This window comes from Taklimakanibacter deserti, assembly GCA_003574785.1.
The window spans coordinates 1-16,332 of sequence record QORU01000015.1 but is presented as its reverse complement, the minus strand read 5'-3'; the positions used below and the strand labels follow the sequence as shown (position 1 = coordinate 16,332).

Annotated in this window: 12 protein-coding genes; 4 read left to right on the top strand and 8 right to left on the bottom strand. The window is 63.8% G+C overall.

The genetic code is table 11. The features are described from left to right. Positions 1–36: 36 nt before the first annotated feature. Positions 37–1,539 carry a winged helix-turn-helix domain-containing tetratricopeptide repeat protein gene (locus DS839_RS27450; protein WP_119273705.1) on the top strand — a complete coding sequence of 501 codons (1,503 nt, stop codon included), beginning with the start codon at positions 37–39 and terminating at the stop codon, positions 1,537–1,539. A 165-nt stretch (positions 1,540–1,704) separates the two neighbouring features. On the opposite strand, the gene DS839_RS27445 is transcribed toward DS839_RS27450, so the two are convergent. From DS839_RS27445 to DS839_RS27425, 5 genes are all read right to left on the bottom strand, one after another. Continuing rightward, positions 1,705–2,028 (bottom strand): hypothetical protein, encoded by a 324-nt coding sequence (locus tag DS839_RS27445; RefSeq protein WP_368911952.1) that lies wholly within the window; start codon positions 2,026–2,028, stop codon positions 1,705–1,707. 28 nt (positions 2,029–2,056) lie between these two features. Further along, complete coding sequence (locus tag DS839_RS27440; protein WP_119273703.1) at positions 2,057–5,155, bottom strand: efflux RND transporter permease subunit; 3,099 nt, start codon at positions 5,153–5,155, stop codon at positions 2,057–2,059. A gap of 67 nt (positions 5,156–5,222) precedes the next feature. After that, the gene (locus DS839_RS27435) at positions 5,223–6,791 is read right to left on the bottom strand and encodes an FAD-dependent monooxygenase (RefSeq protein WP_119273702.1); all 1,569 of its coding nucleotides are present in this window, start codon (positions 6,789–6,791) and stop codon (positions 5,223–5,225) included. 1 nt (position 6,792) lies between these two features. Then, complete coding sequence (locus DS839_RS27430) at positions 6,793–7,923, bottom strand: efflux RND transporter periplasmic adaptor subunit (RefSeq protein WP_119273701.1); 1,131 nt, start codon at positions 7,921–7,923, stop codon at positions 6,793–6,795. 617 nt (positions 7,924–8,540) lie between these two features. Beyond that, on the bottom strand, positions 8,541–9,494 hold the full coding sequence (locus DS839_RS27425) for an AraC family transcriptional regulator (protein WP_162918842.1): 954 nt from the start codon (positions 9,492–9,494) through the stop codon (positions 8,541–8,543). A 178-nt stretch (positions 9,495–9,672) separates the two neighbouring features. On the opposite strand from DS839_RS27425, the gene DS839_RS36695 reads away from it, so the two are divergent. The 3 genes from DS839_RS36695 to DS839_RS27410 are packed head-to-tail and all read left to right on the top strand — an operon-like array spanning position 9,673 to position 12,045. Continuing rightward, on the top strand, positions 9,673–9,882 hold the full coding sequence (locus tag DS839_RS36695; RefSeq protein WP_162918841.1) for a YjiS-like domain-containing protein: 210 nt from the start codon (positions 9,673–9,675) through the stop codon (positions 9,880–9,882). Positions 9,883–9,889: 7 nt separating this feature from the next. Next, positions 9,890–10,696 carry an alpha/beta fold hydrolase gene (locus DS839_RS27415; protein WP_162918840.1) on the top strand — a complete coding sequence of 269 codons (807 nt, stop codon included), beginning with the start codon at positions 9,890–9,892 and terminating at the stop codon, positions 10,694–10,696. A gap of 35 nt (positions 10,697–10,731) precedes the next feature. After that, positions 10,732–12,045 carry an O-acetylhomoserine aminocarboxypropyltransferase/cysteine synthase family protein gene (locus tag DS839_RS27410; RefSeq protein WP_119273697.1) on the top strand — a complete coding sequence of 438 codons (1,314 nt, stop codon included), beginning with the start codon at positions 10,732–10,734 and terminating at the stop codon, positions 12,043–12,045. A gap of 250 nt (positions 12,046–12,295) precedes the next feature. On the opposite strand, the gene DS839_RS27405 is transcribed toward DS839_RS27410, so the two are convergent. The 3 genes from DS839_RS27405 to DS839_RS27395 form a co-directional block, all read right to left on the bottom strand. Continuing rightward, positions 12,296–12,679, bottom strand: a complete 384-nt coding sequence (locus DS839_RS27405; protein WP_119273696.1) for a DUF1344 domain-containing protein — start codon at positions 12,677–12,679, stop codon at positions 12,296–12,298. A 219-nt stretch (positions 12,680–12,898) separates the two neighbouring features. Continuing rightward, positions 12,899–14,677: a phospholipase D-like domain-containing protein gene (locus tag DS839_RS27400; protein ID WP_119273695.1), complete on the bottom strand. Its 1,779-nt coding sequence runs from the start codon at positions 14,675–14,677 to the stop codon at positions 12,899–12,901. A 187-nt stretch (positions 14,678–14,864) separates the two neighbouring features. Continuing rightward, complete coding sequence (locus DS839_RS27395; protein ID WP_119273694.1) at positions 14,865–15,989, bottom strand: Gfo/Idh/MocA family protein; 1,125 nt, start codon at positions 15,987–15,989, stop codon at positions 14,865–14,867. Positions 15,990–16,332: the final 343 nt, after the last annotated feature.

Sequence of the window (16,332 nt, the reverse complement as noted above, 5' to 3'; positions counted from 1 at the left end):
ACGAAGAAGAGGCCGGTAAGCTTCCTGGGGAAGGAAATGTCGGTCGCGGATGAGGTCTTTCGCTTTGGCCGGTTCACGCTCGATCTGCGCAAGGGCACGATCGAGCAGGACGACGAGCCCTTATTTCTCAGGCCCAAGGCCTATGCGTGCCTCACCCATCTCGCCCGCAATATGGGCCGTGTCGTCCCCAAGGGCGAGCTTCTCGAAACCGTCTGGCCCGGCGTCTATGTCACCGAGGATTCGCTTACCCAGTCGATCCGGGAGATCCGCAAGGTGCTGGGCGATGAGCTGGTGCGCACGGTGTCGAAGCGCGGCTACATGCTGGCAGCCGGGACCGGACCGCAAGCCCTGCCCGAGATCGGCAACCAGCCGATCGTCGCGGTGCTGCGCTTCCGCAATGAAGGCGGCGATCCTGCCAATGAGGCGATCGTCGACGGCCTCGCCGAGGACATCATCAACGGCCTCGCCCGCTTCGGCACGCTGACCGTGCTGGCGCGCAATACCAGCTTCTCCTTCGCCTCGCACGCCGCCGCCGAATGGGGCGAAATCCGTTCGCGCATCGGCGCCGACTTCCTTGTCGAAGGCTCGGTCCGGCGACAGGAGGATCGGGTGCTGGCCGCCGTCAATCTCATCGACGCCAAGGTCGGCAGCCAGCTCTGGGGCGAGCGCTACCAGGCGGAAGGCGAAGGCTTCTTCGCCATCGAACGCGACATCGTCGAGGCGATCATCGGCCGGCTCGTCCACCGGGTCACCGCCACCGGGCTGAAGCGCTCGTCGCGCAAGCCGATCACCAGCCTCGCCACCTACGAGCTGGTGCTGAAAGGCGTGACCCTCTTGCGCGACCCGGCCCAGGCGGACCTCGAGGGCGCCGAAGCCTTGTTCAACGCGGCGATCGCCCGCGATCCGGCCTATGGCCTCGCTTATACTTATCTGGCGCTGGCGCGCTCGCTCAATGCCGAATTCTATCCGGTCGAGCCCGAGATCCTGGCCCAGGCCCGCGATTTCGCCGACAAGGGCGCGCAACTGGCGCCCGACCAGGCCACCTCCCGACGCATCCAATCGCTGGTCCGCGCCTTCATGCGCCAGCATGAGGCGGCCGAACATTATCTGCGCATCGCGCTCGAGCTCAATCCCTTCGACGCCGATTGCATCGAGCAGATGGGCTATCTCCTGGTGATGCGCGGCAAGCCTGTCGACGGCCTGGCGTGGCTGGCGCGTGCCCAGCGCATCGATCCGCTGCAGCCTTACTGGTTTGAGTTCGACCGTTCTCTGGCGCTCTATCTCATTGGCGATTATCGCGCCGCTGCGGAAACCCTCGAGCAATCGACCAAGCAGACACCCTGGATCAGGACCAGGCTCGCCGCCTGCTATGCGCAACTCGGCGAGATCGACGAAGCGCGGCGGCAGATCGCGCTCATCGACGACATGGGCGGGAAATTCTCGGCCCGCGCCTATATGAAGATCATCCCCTTCGAGAGTCCCGCCGATGCGGCGCATTTCGAGGAAGGCGTCCTGCTGGCGCTGGGGGAGAAGAGCTGATGCCGGAATACCCTCGCCCCCTACGGGGGAGAGGGAGGGGCCCAATGCGCAGCATTGGGAGGGTGAGGGGGAACCGACAGTGAAGTGTTTCCATTCTGAGACAACATTGCCCGCCGGCTCTCCCTCACCCTAACCCTCTCCCCCGAAGGGGGAGAGGGGATTGAGTCACTTCACATAGACGACGACATAGCGGCCATTATAGGCCTGGTAGTAGGTGCCGCCGCAACGCCACACCGTTGTGCCGTTCACTGTGACGCGCGCGCAAGCCGCCGGCAGGGACGCGACATAGATGGCCGAGCGGGTGATGACCCGGCGCGTCGTGCGCCGCGCGACGCCAGCGCCGCTGAGCGGCGTCAGAGGCCGCCCGATCCGTGCCTCGGCGGGGCTCGTGAAGCCCGGCAATAGCGGCAAGGCCGCGAGATCGGCCAGGATCAGTACCAGGCCTAGGCCCAGGGCGAAGGGCAAACGATTTTTAGCAGAGGCAGACATGGGTTTCTCCTAAGACTGAGTTTAAGGTTCAGGCGATTGCCGGCAGGCCGGCGGGGCTGGGCGCCGCGGATGAAGCGGCATCCGTCATCCGATGGACATCGGAAGGCTTGATGCGGAACCAGGCGACATAGAGTGTGGGCAGGAAGACCAGCGTCAGCACGGTGGCCGAGACCAGACCGCCCATCACCGCATAGGCCATCGGGCCCCAGAAGACGGTGGGCGCGATCGGGATCATGCCGAGGATCGCCGCCGCGGCGGTGAGCAGTATGGGCCGCAGCCGATGCTCGGTGGCGCTGATCACCGCCAACCACGGCTCCTCGCCTTCGGCGATATGCTGGTCGATCTGGGTGATCAAGATCACCGAATTGCGGATCACCATGCCGATCAGCGACATGACGCCGAGGATAGCGACGAAGCCCATGGGCGAGCCCGAGACGAGGAGCGCTCCGGCGACCCCGATCAGCGCCAAGGGCGCCGTCATGAACACCAGCAGCAGGCGCTGGAAGCTCATGAGCTGCACCATCAGCAGCGTGAACATGAGGAACAGCACCAGCGGGAAGACGGCGAAGATGCTCTTCTGCGCCTTGGCGCTGTCCTCCATGACGCCGCCAAGCTCGACGCTGTAGCCCGCGGGCAGCTTGGCGCGGAATCGGGCGATGGCAGGCTCGAGCTCCTTGACCACCGAGGCGGCCGCGACGCCCGTTGCCACATCGGCCTGGACCGTGATGGTGGGCAGCCTGCCGCGGCGCCAGATCAAGGGCTGCTCGATGCCATAGGAAAGCTCAGCCACCTGGTCGAGCGGCACGCGCTGCCCATTGGACAGACTGAGCGACAGCGACCTCAGCGTATCGATATCGGCGCGCTCTTCCTTGACCGCGCGGGCGACGACATCGATGAGATAGGTCTCGTCCCTGAGCTGCGTGATCTTGGCGCCCGACAGCACGGCATTGATATTGTCGGCGAGCTGCTGCGAGGAGAGGCCCAATGCGCGCGCCCGGTCCTGGTCGACCTCGACCCGGATCGCCTTGGCCGATTCGTTCCAGTCATAGTTGATGTTGCGCACCTTGGCGTTGGCGCCCAGCACCTGCGCGAAATCCTGCGCGATCTGCCTGGTCTTCTCAGGCTCGCGGCCGCTCACCCGGAATTTCAGCGGCCAGCCGACGGGCGGGCCCATTTCGAGCGGCGTCACGCGCGCCATTACGTCATCGAAGCCGGTGGCCAGCGCCTTTTCGAGCCGGTCGATGACGGCGGCCCTCACCGCATGGCCCTTGGTCACGACCACGCCCTGCGCGAAGAAGTCGTTCTCGAGCTGCGCATCGAGCGGCAGATAGAAGCGGATGGCGCCGCGGCCGATATAGAAGCTCCAGCGCTCGATATCGGGATCGGCGGCAAGCAGCTTCTCGACCCGGTCCACCGCCTCTCGCGTCGCCGAGATCGAGGCGGTGCGCGGCAGAGTGAGATCGACCATGACTTCCGGCCGGTCCGACTTCGGGAAAAATTCCTGCGGCACGAAGCCCACGGCGACGACCGAGAGCGCGAAGAGGCCGGCGCTCGCCGAAAGCACCGTCCACTTGGCGCGCATCGCCTTGTCGAGGAGCCTTGAGAACCTGCCCTGTCCGCGGTGATGTGCCTTGTACTTGAGCTTCGCGGGCAGGATGGCGACGCCGGTCAAGGGCGTGAACAGCACGGCCACGACCCAGGAGACCACGAGGGCGATGCCGACGACGGCGAAGAGCGAGAAGCAATATTCGCCGGCCCCGCTCTTGGCGAATCCCACCGGCACGAAGCCCGCAATGGTCACCAAGGTGCCGGTGAGCATCGGGAAGGCGGTCGATGTATAGGCGAAGGTTGCCGCCTTGACCCTGTCGAAGCCCTCCTCCATCTTGGAGATCATCATCTCGACCGCGATCATGGCGTCATCGACCAGGAGGCCGAGCGCGATGATGAGCGCGCCGAGCGAGATGCGCTGCAGCGAGATGCCGAAATAGTCCATCGCCACGAAGGTGATGGCGAGCACCAGCGGGATAGCGACGGCGACGACGATGCCGGGCCTAAAGCCCAAGGCCAGGAAGCTCACCACCAGCACGATGGCGATTGCCTCAGCGAGGCTCTTGGTGAACTCGCCGACCGATTCCTCGACGACCTGCGACTGGTCGGCGACGAGATCGAGATCGACGCCAAGGGGCAGGTCGGCCTTAAGCTCCGCGACCTTTTCCTTGACATGCTCGCCCAGCGCCAGGGCATCGCCGCCCTTTGTCATCGAGATCGCAAGCCCGATCGCGGGCTCGCCCTTGAAGCGGAACATCGGCTGCGGCGGGTCGGCATAGGTGCGCTTCACCTCGGCGATGTCGCCCAGGCGGAAATACCGGCCATTGGCGTAGAAATTGATCGCACGCAGGCTGTCCTCGGACTTGAACTCGCCCGAGACGCGGATGGCGATGCGCTCAGGCCCAGAATCGACCGCGCCCGACGGCGCGAGCGCGTTCTGCGCCTGCAGCACCTGCGACAAGGACGAGACATCGAGGCCGAGCGCCGCCACCTTGCGGGTCGAGAATTCGAGATAGATCTTCTCATCCTGCTGGCCGATGAGTTCGACCTTGGCGACATCGGGGACGTGCAGGAATTCGGCTCTAAGATCGCTCGCCAGGTCCTTGAGCTCGCGATGGGTGAGGCCGTCGGACGAGAGAGCATAGATCAGCGAGAAGGTGTCGCCGAACTCGTCATTGAAGAACGGCCCCTGGACGCCGGACGGCAAGGTCGACTTGATGTCCTCGACCTTCTTGCGCACCTGGTACCACAGCGGCTCGACATCGGCGCCCTTGACCGTGTCCTTGAGATTGACGAAGACGACGGATTCGCCAGGCTTGGTGTAGCTCTTGACGTAATCGAGATCAGGCAGTTCCTCGAGCTTCTTCTCGATACGGTCGGTGACCTGCTTCACCGTATCGCCGGTAGTGGCGCCCGGCCACGTCGTCTTGATCACCATCGACTTGATGGTGAAGGCCGGATCTTCCTCGCGCCCCAGGCGCGCATAGGCGAAGGCACCGGCGACGGCCGCCGCGATCATCAGATAGACGACGACGCTCTTGTGGCGCAAAGCCCAGTCAGAGAGGTTGAAAGACAGCATGACGATATCCTCTAGGGATCGGCGCATGCCGGTCCGCTCGACGAATTCAGTGGTGAGTTAGGCTGCTCTAGGCGGCGGAAGAGAGACTTTGTTTCCCGCTTCCGCCATTCACGTGGCGCGGCTTGATACCGAGCCTGGCGACATAGCTCGCGAAGGCTTGCGCATCCTGCGTCTCGGTGACGAGGCCGACATGCCCGTCGGGCCTGACGAGATAGGCTGCATCACGCACGAGCCCGGCTTTGCCGGCCGCCGCAGTCCACTCGAAGCGGTGGAGCGCAAGACCTGCTTTGGCGACGTTCGCGGCAAGGGCCGGTTGCGCCTCGCCATAGACATGCACTTGCCAGTCGAGCGACGACAGGGCTGCGAAATTGTCGCCCTGCTCATGGTCGACCCAGGGCAGGCGGTCGCCGCCTTCGACCTTGCCGGCCTTGCCCTGGCTCAGGGCGCTGCCGCGGTAGTTGATGCGCGTCTGCGAGATCAGCCCGAAGAAGAAGCGCGAGCCGAGTTTCGTCTGAAGCAGGCGCGCCAGGATGTTCGGCATCACGAAGCGCCGCCACACGTCGGAGAGCCAGGAGCGGCCGCTCACCAGGCGAAAGGCCTGGTCGGTACCCTTGATCAGCGAATGAGCGAAGGCAATGCGCTCCGGCTCATAGCTGTCGAGCAGCTCAGGCTTGGCCCGGCCCTGCAGCACCGCGGCGAGCTTCCAAGCGAGGTTCACCGCATCGCCCATGCCCGTATTCATACCCTGGCCGCCGGCCGGGCTGTGGATATGGCCGGCATCGCCGGCGATGAAGGCTCTACCACTGCGGAAATGATCGGCGACGCGATGATGCACGCGGTAGGAGGAGAACCAGTTGAGCGTCTCGACCTTAACGCCGCTCTCGCGCTCGACATCCGCGCGGATCATCTCGAAAGTGAGATTGGGCTCGGCCTCGACGCGCTTCGGCACAACGCCGATCAGGCGGATCGACCCGGACTGCCTGACCGGCATGATGAGCGCGAAGCCATAGTCGCCGAGCACAATGTCGATGCCCTCATGCGTGATATTGCCGTGGCCTTTGACGTCGGCGACATAGAAGGACTGTTCATAAGTCCCACCCGGAAATCCGAGCTTCATGCCATGACGTACGGCGCTGCGGGCGCCGTCGCAGCCTACGAGATAATCCACCCGGGCGAAGCTCGTTACGTCTTCCTTGCGCAACTTGGCGGTGATGCCCTGGCCGTCATCTTCGAAATCGACGAGTTCGGTATGCCGCTCCACCGTGACGCCCGCTTCCTGCAGATGGCCGAGGAGGACGCGCTCATGAATATCCTGGGGCAGCGCGAAGGCGAAAGAATAGCGGGTCACGCCTGCGCCGAATTCGCTCAAGGCAATCTCGGCCGCGATGCCCTTGGGCCTGCGCATGGTGAGCTGCTTGATCTTGACGCCCGCCGACAGCACGTCCTGGACGATGCCGATCTGGCGATGGAATTCGAGCGTGCGCGCCTGCACGGCGAGCGCCCGCGACGTGTCGCCGGGGCCCGAACCCTTGTCGATGATGCGGATGTCCACGCCGAGCCGCTTGAGCCACAGGCCCAAAGTGAGGCCGGTAGGCCCCGCGCCGACGATAAGCACTTGCGTGTTGAGGGCGTTCATCTCACTTCTCCTGCAATCTAACCTTCTGGTTTTCGCGCAGACGGTTGACCCCGGCGGTGACCACGATATCACCTTGGGCGAGGCCGTCACTGACGATGATACGGTCGGTCTCGTAGCGCGCCACGGTGACGGGCTTGAGCCTGACCTCGGATCCCTTCTCAACGACCCACACGGCGGGGGCGCCGGCGCGGTCGAAGAGCGCGCTCCCGGGCAGGACCATGACGGGCTTGGTCATGCGCTCGACGCGGCCTGAAACCGAGGCGCCGAAGCGCATCTCATCGCCGGCGTCCATGAGCGCCACCTTGACCTTGTAAGTCCGTGTCGTGTCGTCGGCGACGGGTGCGATCTCGCGCACCGTGCCCGTCACGGCAACGTTGGGGTTGCTCAACAGCGACACGGTGATCTTGGGTGTCTCGCCCGGTTCCGGCGGATGCGCGAAGGCCGATTCGGCGATCGAGAACACCGCATCCTTCTCGGATGGGTCGGCGATACGCAGGATCATTTGCCCCACATTGACGATTTGCCCGGGCTCGGCCATGACTTCCGTCACCACGCCGGAAAAATCGGCGCGCAATTCGGTGTAGCGCAACTGGTCCTCGGCCATGGCATAGGCCACCTTGGCGGAATCGAGCTTGGCCTCGGCCGAGCGCAGGTTCTTCACCGCCAGCTGGTGATTGGCGCGGGTCGTAAAACCCTTCACGATCAAAGCGCTGCTGCGCGCTTCGGCGGCTTCGGCTTCGACGAAGACGGCTTCCGCGGCGGCGCGGTCGGCCTTGGCGCTGAGCAGGCGGTTGCGATAGTCCTGATCCTCGATGCGGGCGAGAAGGGCTCCCTTCTCCACCGTGGCGCCGACATCGACCAGGCGCTCGACGAGCTTTCCCGAAACACGGAAGCCGAAATCGCTCTCCTGCCTCGGGCGGATCTCGCCAATGGCGCTGTAGCTTTCGCCGATGAGCTCGGCCCGGACCGTCGTCGTGCGGACGAGGTGCAGTTCGGCCTGGGGCTCTGGGGCGATGTCGCGGGCCTCGCTCTCAGGCCAGCCGAGCACCGCAAGGAAAGCCGCGCCCGCCAGCAAGGGAACTGCCGCCACCAGCGGGTGGTTCGATAGCAAGCTATTGAAATTCTTCAGCATTCTTGCCTCCTCGTAATATTCGCGAAAACCCTCCGAGGGGCTCGGCCGGCATGATTTCGGGAGGGCTCATGCCGGCCGAGGGACGCCTTGGGGGAGGCGAAGGGTTGGTGGGGAGAACCAACGGGGCCCTTATGACGCAAAGGGCGCTTCCGAATCCCGGCCGAATTCTGAAAATTTTCTGATGCTTTTGGGGAACAGACGATTCACCAGCTCCATCACCCCGGCGAAAGCCGTTGTCTGATTCACATATCGGGCCGGATTGCCGCCTTCCCCTCGCCCCCGCTTTAGCGGGGAGAGGGAGGGGCCCATTGCGAAGCAATGGGAGGGTGAGGGGCTTAGTGGGGAAGTGGACTCGATTCCTTCATCAAGGAGGCAAAATAGTCCTGCGACGCCCATTGCCCCTCCCACCGCTCTCGCCTTCGCGAAGCCGAGATTTCACTTCGGTAGAGCAAGGAGACTTCGCTTCGGCGGAGCAAGGTCGCGGCGGGCCCCTACCCTCTCCCCGCTGCGCTTCGCTTGCAGGGCGAGGGTAAAAGGCTTGCCTGCGAGATGTGTCCACGTGATAGCAGCTTTCGCCGGGATGACGATATCGGAACGACCGAGCGAGAACGTCGCCGCTACTGCAGGTCCCGCCATTTGGCCGGCGGCTGGCCGAATTCGCGCTTGAAGGCGCGGTTGAAGGCTTCCTCTGCCTCATAGCCGACCTTGGCCGCGACCTGCGCCACCGGCTGGCGCCGGTCGAGCAGCAACTGCTTGGCGAGCGCCAGGCGCGACAAGGTCAGGTATTTCATCGGCGGCAGGCCGACGGCATCGGTGAAGCGCGCGACGAAGGCCGAGCGCGACAGGCCGGCCTTGGCGGCGATCTCATCGACCGTCCAGTCATGCGCGAGATCGGCATTGAGTGCCGCGATGGCGCGCCCGACATATTGATCGCTCAACCCCTTGAGCCAGCTCCGCTCGCTTTCCGGCAGGCCCATGGCATAGGCGCGGACCGCCTCGGCGAAGAGCAATTCCGACAAGCGGCCCATCACCGGCGATGCGGCGACGGCGCCATGATGCAAGCCCTCCGCGGCATAGCGCACCGAAGATTCGATCCAGTCGCGCGACACGGCCTCGCGGATATTGACCTTGAGCAGCGGCGGCAGGGACTGGATGAGCGGATTGCGCTGCTCCTCGGTCGCGAGGAAGCCGCAAATGATATGACAGAGCTCGCCCTGGCCGCCATGGACGATGCGCGCCAGGCCGCCCTCGGGCGCGAGTTCGATCAGATGATGCGAGTTGATCGGCTCGCCATCGACGCCGCTCCCCATGACATGGGCATCATTGCGCGGCAGGAGCACAAGTTCTCCGCTATTGACCACAACGCGCTCGCCATCGCCGATCCCGACATAGGTCCGGCCGGTAACGACATAATGCAAGGTGATGATCTCGGCCGGCGATTTGAGGAATGGCGTGATGTCCTGAGGCGTAACCTTGGACGCGACACACCAGGGGGCGGTGAAACGCGCATCGAGGAATATGCCGCCCTTCAGCCGCAAAGTGCGAAAGATATCGGAAAGTGTGTCCTCCAACGCACGTGCTCCATATCCGGCTGATCGGTCAATTGATCCGGCGGCACAGTCATTAAGCCCCGGCAGAACTTCGAGTAGAACCACCCTCGCGAGACGGGGCGCTGATGAAGCGGTCCCGCATGGGTGGGTTATTACCCTAGGTTACTACTCAGATACAGCACAGCGAATGGAGATTGCAATGAGCAAAGCTTCCCCCGGGAGCTTGACCGCTCACCTGTCGGATTTTGTCTTGAATGCCAAGGCTTTGTGGGCTTTCGCACGGCACCGCAAGGCCCGGTGCGATACAAGCCGGCTCGGTCGGTTCAATGACTTCATGCTGAAGGATATCGGCCTGACGCGCGCCGACATCCTCTCGGCCGCCCATGGAAAGGTGTACCGCCGTGATTGACATGCCCATGTGTTGCACCCCCGTAGCACCCATCGTCTTCCTGCATGGCACGGCGGCGAGCCCGCGCCAGTGGCGCGAGCTCATCAGCCATCTGCCGCATCAGTTCGAGATCTTCACCCTCGATCTGCCGGACTATGGCGTGCATGAGATTCGCTCCGCGCCGCGAAGCCTTTCACAGGAAGCCCAGACGCTCGTCCACCGGTTGCGCGGTTTGGGCCAGCCTTTCCACCTCGTCGGCCACTCCTATGGCGGGGCGCTGGCGCTCCGGATCGCGATCGAATGGCCGAGCCTCGTCCGCAGCCTGACGATGTTCGAGCCGGCGATGTTCCATCTGCTGCGCGACGGCCATCCGATCGAGCGCCAGATGCATGCCGACATCGCGAGCGTCGAGCAGCGCTTGCGTGAAGCCGATGCGGCAGGCGCGCCCGAGGTGGGTGTCGCGCATTTCATCGACTTCTGGAATGGCCCGGGCACTTTTGCCGCCTATGCGCCGGAGACCCGCCAGAAGGTGACGGCGAAGCTGCCGATGATCCTGGCGAACTTCGCCGCGCTCGACCTCGAGACCTGGCCCTTGGCCGATTGCGCCCGCGTGTCCTCACCGACGCTCGGCGTCTTCGGCGAGCACTCACCACTTCTCGTCCAGCATCTGATGCGGCTCGTCGCCGGCGCAATGGGAGCTGCGAAAGTGCTGCAAGTGAGCGCCGCCGGCCATATGCTGCCCGTAACCCATACCGCGGCGGCGGCAAAAATGCTCAACACGCATATTCTCGCCGCCGAAGCCCATGCCGCGCGCCCCAAACCGCGCGTGGCCTGAACCTCATCACACTCTTTCATTATATGGAGACGACAATGACTTCTTCGAAGCATGCCGCCACGCTCGCCTTGCACGCGGGTCCGCGCAGCGATTCCGCAACCGGCGCGGTGGCGGTGCCGATCTACCAGACGACATCCTTCCAGTTCCGCGACACCGAGCACGCCGCCAATCTCTTCGCGCTCAAGGAAGTGGCGCATATCTATAGCCGCATCACCAACCCGACCAACGAGGCGCTCGAGCTCAGGCTCACGGCGCTCGAGGGCGGCGCCATGGCGATGACGGTGAGCTCGGGGCAAGCGGCGAGCGCGCTCGCCATCCAGAATATCTGCCATGCCGGCGACAATATCGTGAGCTCGACCGATCTCTATGGCGGCTCGTGGAACCTCTTCGCCCATACGTTCCAGACCATGGGCATCGAGGTGCGCTTCGTCGATCCCACCGATCCGGAAGCCTTCCGCCGCGCCAGCGACGCCCGCACCCGCGCCTACTATGCCGAGACCTTGCCCAACCCCAAGCTCGCGGTCTTCCCGATCGCGGAAGTGGCGCGCATCGGCCGGAGCCTCGGCATCCCGCTCATCATGGACAATACCGCGGCCCCGATCATCTGCCGGCCCTTCGACCATGGCGCGGCGATCGTCGTCTATTCGACCACGAAATATATCGGCGGCCACGGCACCTCGATCGGCGGCGTCATCATCGATGGCGGCAATTTTGACTGGGAAGCCCATGCCGAGCGCTTCCCGATGCTCAACCAGCCCGATCCCAGCTATCACGGCCTCGTCTGGACCGAGGTGGTGAAGCCCTTGGGTCCGATCGCCTATCTGATCAAGGCCCGCACGACGGTGCAGCGTGACATCGGCGCCTGCATGAGCCCGTTCAGCGCCTTCCAGTTCATCCAGGGGCTGGAGACACTCGCCTTGCGCATGCGCGAGCATTGCCGCAATGCGCAAAGCGTGGCCGAATATCTCTCGCGCCACGACGCGGTGACGCGCGTCATCTATCCCGGCATGCACAAGTCGAAGGAAATCGACCGGCGCGCCAGTGTCTATCTGAACGGCGGACGCGGCGGCCTCGTCGGCTTCGAGCTGGCGGGCGGCATGGCGGCGGGACGGCGCTTCATCGATGCGCTGAAGCTTTTCTACCATGTCGCCAATATCGGCGATGCGCGCTCGCTCGCCATCCATCCGGCCTCGACCACGCATTCGCAGCTCTCGGAAGACGAGCAGCGCGCCACCGGCGTCACGCCCGGCTATGTGCGGCTCTCGGTCGGCATCGAGCATATCGACGACATCATCGCCGATCTCGACCAGGCGCTGGAGCAAGCCGACGGGCTCTCCCGCGCGGCCTAGAGCGGGCGGATTACTATCGCTCAATTATCCCCCTCTCCCGTCCGCAAGGATGGGAGAGGGGGCCCGACCTTGCTCCGCCGAAGCGAAGCAACCTTGCTGCGCCGAAACGAAACTCCGGCTTCGCGAAGGCGAGAGGGCGGATGAGGGCTCTTTCTTCAACACCAAAGAGCCCTCATCCGGCCTATCGGCCACCTTCTCCCACGCTTCGCGCGTGAGAAGGGGAACGATGGAAGCGGTCGTTACTGACGTATCACTGCCCGCCGATATCGTAGCACGGATTGCGGTTGCTCGGCGTCGGCTCGCACATGTCGCTCTTCTGATTCATGAAATTCTTGTTCACGCCGACATCGCGCGTCGGCGTCACGATTGTGGCACCTTCGCTGCTGCCCGTCTTCACGACGTCGTCCGCGACTCTCAAGCCTTCCCGGCGCTCATACTGGATGCGCACCACGTCGCCCTGGCGGTAGCGCGACAGCATCACACGGTTGGGCACATAATAGGTGGCGCCGTTGGACAATTGCAAAGTGCCCGTCCTGGTGTTGACGGCGCTCACCGTGCCGCTGCTGCTCGCGGCAAGCGCGGCGCCAGCCAGCAATGGAAGAATGAGGAGAGTGGAAAAGATCAGCTTACGCATGGCGATGTTCCTTGTCTGGAATCTGAAACAAGCAAGACCTCTATGTGTTCATCTGGTGATGCTCACCTTTCCAGACAAGCGCGCATTTGCTGCATGGGCTATTGAGCGCCATTCATAAATGGACAAGGAGGATAGTATTGCCGCCGGGTTAGAGTTCCGAACTCTGTTTAGGCGCGTAATCGGACGGAAAACCGATGCCCAATTTTCCTGATCACGTGTTCAAGCGAACAATTCGCGGTCCAGCTTGCGGATGGGATCGTCCCAGTCGCGCTGCCACCACGGCTTCTCGGCGGACGTCTTGGGCGGCAGCTTGAGCGTGATCACCTTCTTGCTCTCGCTTTTGCCCTTCGACTTCTTCGCATCTTCCTGCAGCGAGCGGAAGCGATAGTGATCATAGATGCGCAAGGCCTCGATCATGTAGCTCGTGGCCACGGTGCGGTCCCTGATGCAGAGGAGATTCTCGCCATTGTTGAGATCGGCATCCTCGGAGAAATTATAGGAGCCCAAATAGACGCGGGCATCGGCGGTGTCGAAATCGATCACCAGGAACTTGTGATGCATGCGCGTGCCGCGATGCTGGCCGCCCGAGCCCGAGAGACCCGTGGGCTCGGTGCGGAAGGGTGCGGGCACATTGCCGGTGAGCGCCGAAGCGCGTACCACGCGGCGCTTGTTGTCGGGGCTCAGCACCGTGACGCCGAGATTGCCGGCCTTCACTTGCGCATCGGCGATGCCGAGCGCATGCACCGTCTTGCTCCTGATGGCGCGGCCCAAGGCCGGGCCGATCGGCCCCTTGGTCATTTGGCCTAAGAAGGCGAGCGAGAAGAAGACGCAGGTCTTCGCCTTGTCGATATCCTCGCCAATGCCCTTGAGCAGGCCCTCCTCCTTGGCATGGGGCGAGAAGCCGACTTTCGCGTCAATATCCGTCAGCTCGAGATCCTGCCAGTCCTTCGCCGCCGCATCTGAGCGGAAGTCGCCCGCATCGCCGGCGTTGAAATAGGCGTCGAAGACATCGAAATAATGATCCGCTGCCTTTTCGCTCGTCACCACCACGGCATTGTTCGACTGCACATAGAAACCGCGCCAGGTGAAATTGGTCGAGCCATAGACGACCTTGTGGAGGCCGGCACCCGAGACGGCGATCGATTTGTGATGCTGGAGATTGGCCATGTGCTGGCGCTTGACGTTTTGGGCGCCGGCGCTCGCCTTGAGCTTCTTGGCGACGATGCTCTCGGGCGAATCCTCGGCGTGGTGGCCGCCGCCGGTGCCCTTCGAATCGTCAATGATGATCTTGAGGCGGGGCCCGAGCTTGACCAGCCTGTCGAGAAGCTCCGGCAAGTTGAAATCATAGGCGATGATGCGCACTTGCGCATTGGAGGCGACCGCCTCGTCCAGCACCTCGTGGAGCACCTGGCGCGCCTCGAAGCCCATCCATTCATGCGCCGCCTTCGCCCCCTTATGCGTCGCCTTGAAGGCGAGACCTTCTTTCGCCTTGTCGGGCAGGAGCGTCGAGAGTTTGCCGTCAGCTGCGAATTTGTCGGCGAAGGATTGCGAGGACACATAGCCCCTCGTGAAAGCGACATTGAGATGGCCGGGGATGGTGTCGCGCCTGAGGCGCACATCGGCGGTCTGCGCCTCACCCTTGCCGAGCACGCCTTCGCTGTTCATGAACATCGGCGTCACGCGATAGCGGAAGTCGCCCGGCTTCTCGGAATGGCGCGGGAAATGCACCCAGCGGAATTTCTGGAACGGCGCCTTGGTCGAGGGAATGCTGGGATCGGAGAATTTCACCCGCTCGCCCGGAAAGCCGATGCGGTTCTTGAGCGGCCAGAAGCGGTCGGAGCCGGGCTCGCGATATTCGATGGCGAAGCCGACGAAGTCGCGCGGCGGCTTGCCGTTCCGCCAGTTCATCGCCAGCAGCACCATGCCGTCGCCGCGATGGATCTTCAGCGTAAAGGGCGCATTGGCATTGCTGCCCGTCACTTGAAAGGACGTGCTCATGGAAGCCTCCCTCGGAACGCCCTCTCGAAAGCGCGCCGGCACGGCAGAGCAGATAAGCGCCCCCGGGCCGGCGCACTGGCCGGGCATCAAATTAAAGTTGGATGACAGTATGATAACAGGAACTGTGCGGCACAGGCTGTGGGAAATGTCACACGGAACCCCCTCGCCCCCAGCGGGGGAGAGGGGATTATCCCACCCTCACCCACTGGCCTTTGGCGGCCGAGCGGGCGAAAGCGTGGATCACCTTCTCGATCTCGAGCCCTTGCGCGAAAGTGACGGAGGCCGAGGGCCGGCCCGTCACCCCATAGAGCAGCTCGGCGAGCTCGATCACCTTGAGCTCGTTGAAGCCGAGCCCATGGCCGGGCGCCGGACACAAGCGGCCGTAATCGGCATGATGCGGCGCCGACAGGATGCGGCGGAAGCCGCGGCGCTCCGGCGGCCCTTCGGCCAGATAGAGATTGAGCTCGTTCATCCGCTCATTGTCGAGCCACAGCATGCCCTTCGAGCCATGCACCTCGACCTTGAGACCGTTCTTGCGTCCATGCGCCACGCGGCTCGAGGTCATGACACCGCGCGCGCCCGAGGCGAAACGCAGGAGCGCATGGGCGATGTCGTCATTCTCGACCTTGGCGCGCTCATGCCCGCCCGGCACCGGCCGCTCCTCATGCACCACATCGACCATCGCGGTCAGGCTGGCGATCGGGCCCATCAATTCCTGCGCCAGCGAGATGAGGTGAACCGTGAGATCACCCAACGTCCCCAGCCCCGCCTCCCGCGCTTTGAGCCGCCAGGACCAGGCGAGGTCGGGATCGGCCATATAGTCTTCATCCACACTGCCCCTGAAATCGAAGGCCTCGCCGATCGCCCCTTCTTCGATGAGCCGCTTGGCATATTGCAGCGCCGGATTGCGCAAATAGCCATAGCCCAAGGCCGTCGCCTGGCCGTTCGCCTTTGCCGCGGCTTGCGTCATCGCCTCGGCATCGGCCAGCGTCAGCGCCATCGGCTTCTCGCACCAGACATGCTTGCCCGCATCGAGTGCGGCCACCGCCATCTCGCGATGGAGGCCGTTGGGCGAGGTGATCGAGACGAGCGCGATCTCAGAGTTGGCCAGAAGATCGCGCCAGTCCGTCGTCGCCCGGGCAAAACCCCATTCCTCCGCTCGCTTGCGTGTATGGCCCTGATCGACATCGCAGAGCGCGACGCGGTCGATGACCGGCACGTCGCCGAACACCGCCTTCACCGCGCCATAGGCCATGGCATGGCACTTGCCCATGAATCCGGTCCCGATCAGGCCGACGCCGATACGCTCCATGCTCATGCTCCGCTCTTGGTCTCTCCCTCCGCCACGCGAAGCGTGGGGAGGGTGGCGTGCGTCAGCACGACGGGTGGGGTGTCTCCGCAAGGAAGATCTCTCAAGCAAGGTGTTTCGTTCAGGCCAATCGTTGAAGACTTCCCAGCGGAGAGACCCCACCCGGCGCTTCGCGCCACCCTTGTATCTGGAAGCTGTCGTCGAATCCTGTTCAAGGATCGACGTAGCGAGGGGCCTGGCGGCCGCCAGGCCCCTCGCTCGGCGATGTCGCCCGTCCACCCTCCGGCTACAACCGTCGGGGAGCTTGGGATCTTCGCTGTTCTCACGCACAACCGAACAGTCGCTG

Excerpts from the sequence above, each read along its gene's own strand:
- DS839_RS27450 (WP_119273705.1), top strand. The coding sequence starts at position 37 with ATGTCGGTCGCGGATGAGGTCTTTCGCTTTGGCCGGTTCACGCTCGAT.
- DS839_RS27445 (WP_368911952.1), bottom strand. The coding sequence starts at position 2,028 with ATGTCTGCCTCTGCTAAAAATCGTTTGCCCTTCGCCCTGGGCCTAGGC.
- DS839_RS27440 (WP_119273703.1), bottom strand. The coding sequence starts at position 5,155 with ATGCTGTCTTTCAACCTCTCTGACTGGGCTTTGCGCCACAAGAGCGTC.
- DS839_RS27435 (WP_119273702.1), bottom strand. The coding sequence starts at position 6,791 with ATGAACGCCCTCAACACGCAAGTGCTTATCGTCGGCGCGGGGCCTACC.
- DS839_RS27430 (WP_119273701.1), bottom strand. The coding sequence starts at position 7,923 with ATGCTGAAGAATTTCAATAGCTTGCTATCGAACCACCCGCTGGTGGCG.
- DS839_RS36695 (WP_162918841.1), top strand. The coding sequence starts at position 9,673 with ATGAGCAAAGCTTCCCCCGGGAGCTTGACCGCTCACCTGTCGGATTTT.
- DS839_RS27415 (WP_162918840.1), top strand. The coding sequence starts at position 9,890 with ATGTGTTGCACCCCCGTAGCACCCATCGTCTTCCTGCATGGCACGGCG.
- DS839_RS27410 (WP_119273697.1), top strand. The coding sequence starts at position 10,732 with ATGACTTCTTCGAAGCATGCCGCCACGCTCGCCTTGCACGCGGGTCCG.
- DS839_RS27405 (WP_119273696.1), bottom strand. The coding sequence starts at position 12,679 with ATGCGTAAGCTGATCTTTTCCACTCTCCTCATTCTTCCATTGCTGGCT.
- DS839_RS27400 (WP_119273695.1), bottom strand. The coding sequence starts at position 14,677 with ATGAGCACGTCCTTTCAAGTGACGGGCAGCAATGCCAATGCGCCCTTT.
- DS839_RS27395 (WP_119273694.1), bottom strand. The coding sequence starts at position 15,989 with ATGGAGCGTATCGGCGTCGGCCTGATCGGGACCGGATTCATGGGCAAG.